General features: G+C 33.8%; 3 protein-coding genes. All 3 read left to right on the top strand.

Annotated elements, in window-relative coordinates; all coding sequences use genetic code 11:
• Positions 1–131: 131 nt before the first annotated feature.
• The 3 genes from tnpA (at position 132) to tnpC (ending at position 2,511) form a co-directional block, all read left to right on the top strand.
• Positions 132–464, top strand: coding sequence for an IS66 family insertion sequence element accessory protein TnpA (tnpA, locus tag KTF99_RS16700; protein WP_119362695.1), 333 nt, complete (start codon positions 132–134; stop codon positions 462–464).
• On the top strand, positions 461–817 hold the full coding sequence (gene tnpB / locus KTF99_RS16705; protein ID WP_217215668.1) for an IS66 family insertion sequence element accessory protein TnpB: 357 nt from the start codon (positions 461–463) through the stop codon (positions 815–817). The genes tnpA and tnpB overlap by 4 nt, the downstream gene beginning before the upstream one ends.
• Before the next feature lie 113 nt (positions 818–930).
• Positions 931–2,511, top strand: coding sequence for an IS66 family transposase (gene tnpC / locus KTF99_RS16710; RefSeq protein WP_217215670.1), 1,581 nt, complete (start codon positions 931–933; stop codon positions 2,509–2,511).
• The last annotated feature ends 60 nt before the right edge of the window (positions 2,512–2,571 follow it).

Below are 2,571 nucleotides of genomic sequence, written 5' to 3' on the forward strand. Positions count from 1 at the left end.
GTAAGCGCCAAATAAAATAGTGGATAAAAATATAGAACTCTAAGAACTACAATATAGAATGTGGAGACTCCATAAACTATATTGTAGTTTTTATATTCTCCAAAAACTATATGGAAAGGAAGAGAGACTATATGACAGTACAGGAACTTACCGAAAATGAAAAATATAAATTTTGGTATTTTAAAATCAAAGAATGCAAGGAAAGTGGTTTATCTGTCAAAGATTTCTGTGACAAAAACAATATCAAGCCGTCGACTTATTATAATTATCAACAAAAAATCAGAAATATTTTATGTGATCAGATAAATGAAAACAGCTACAAGAATGAAGTATCCTTTGTTTCTGTTGAAAAGCAACCACACAATAATGAAAAGATTATCATTATCAAGGGAAGCATCAAAATTGAACTCGATTCAGATACACCTTACCAAAGTATTGAGCCTCTTTTGAAGTCACTATTATGATTGGTGATATTTCAAAAGCCGAACATATTTATATAGCTGTTGGCTATACAGATATGCGTAAACAGATTGATGGTCTTTCAGCTATCGTTCAACAGAACTTCAAGCTTGATCCTTTTTCTAATTCTGTGTTTCTGTTTTGTGGTAGAAATACAAGGACCATGAAGGCTCTGTATTGGGAAGGTGATGGTTTTGTATTACTTTATAAAAGACTTGAAAATGGTAAATTTAAATGGCCCAGAGATGAATCAGAAGCTCGAGAAATAACCCCTCAACAATTCAGATGGCTGCTTGAAGGACTTTCTATCGTACAGCCTAAGACCATTCAGAAAAGTTATCCACAAGTTGTACTGTAAAGCCTTGATTTCATAGGATAATATGCCTGTTTATGGTATAATGGATGTATGAAATGGAGGTGCTTTTGATGGCTGATTCTACTACAGGTACAGTTGAAAATTTAGCTTTGGTAATGGCTAATCTGTCACATTCTATTGAAGAATTGAAAGCTACAATTGCATCTTTGAACAGTACCATTGACAGTTTGAAAGCAGAAAATGAATACTTAAAAAACAACAATGAACTTTTGCGTGAAGAAAATGCCTATTTAAAGAGAAAGCTGTTTGGTACCAAGAGTGAAAAGATAACACATTCTATGGATCAGCTTTCTCTTTTTGATGAAGCAGAAAATGAATGTGAACCTGAACTGCTTGAAGATATCTCATATACCAGAGCCAAAAAGAAACAAAAAGAGAAAATTGATATCAAATTAGACAAGCTAAAACATGTAAAAAAAGTTTATGATGTTGATGAAAAAGACAGAGTATGTGATGAATGTGGCTCTAAATTATCTTATGTAGGTGAGGAATTTGTAAGACATGAAGTTATTTATGAACCAGCCAAACTCTATGTAAAAGATATTTATCGAAAAACATATGAATGTCGAAACTGTAGAAAAAAAGGAAAGGTAGTCATGCTTAAAGCTGGCACACCTCAACCGGTTGTTCCACATTCATATACATCGCCAAGTGTACTGTCACAAGTAATCATTGATAAATATGTAAATCATATGCCACTATACAGACAAGAATCAGAATGGAAACGATTAGGAATGAAACTTTCAAGAACGACAATGGCAAACTGGATCATCATTGCCGCCAATGAATATTTCATTCCATTGGTAAACAGGATGCACGAACTGATGATGAAGGAATCACATATACATTGTGATGAAACGCCAGTTCAGGTATTGAATGAACCAGGTAAGAAGGCTACTTCTAAATCATATATGTGGGTATATTCAAGTATCAAAGAAAGTAAAAGACCTGTTAAGATATTTGATTACAGACCTGACAGAAAAGCAACCAACCCTCAAGAATTTCTGAAAGGATTTGATGGTACTATCATTACTGATGGCTATTATGGATATAACCATATAGATGGTGTAACCAATGCTTATTGTTGGGCGCATGCCAGACGGAAGTTCTATGATGCTTTGCCTGTAGATATGAAGAATGCATCAGATACACTCGCAAATACAGCTGTTGAAAAAATAGCCAGACTGTTTGCGATAGAAAAACAAATCGAAACATTATCACCTGATAAAAAGGAGAAAGTACGTCAAGAAAAATCAAAGCCATTAGTTGATGACTTCTTTTTATGGTGCAAAGAAAATCAAAACAAGGTGTTAACAGCTTCTAAGACAGGAAAAGCTATACAATATGCCTTGAATTACGAGGCAGGACTGCGTTCATTTTTAGAAGATGGTCTTGTACCTATGACAAATTCATTAGATGAACGTACAATCAGACCATTTACAGTTGGTCGAAAGAACTGGCTGTTTTCAACTTCTACTAAAGGAGCTGAAGCAAGTGCTGCAGTCTTCAGCTTGATTGAAACAGCTAAAGCCAACAAACTTAATCCATATGATTATATTGAATTCATTCTGGATTATTTACCTCAACAAGATCTGGTTGAAGATCCAAAGAAATTGGATTGGTTCTTACCATGGAGTGAAGAAATAAAAGAAGAATTTGAAATAAAAGCCGACTAAATTGATCATTGTATCAATTCAATCGACTTTTTTAAATACACTATTTTATTTGGCACTTAC

The sequence above is a fragment of the Erysipelatoclostridium sp. MSK.7.34 genome (assembly GCF_019041935.1).
Taxonomy (GTDB): Bacteria; Bacillota_I; Bacilli_A; order Erysipelotrichales; family Coprobacillaceae; genus Thomasclavelia; species Thomasclavelia ramosa.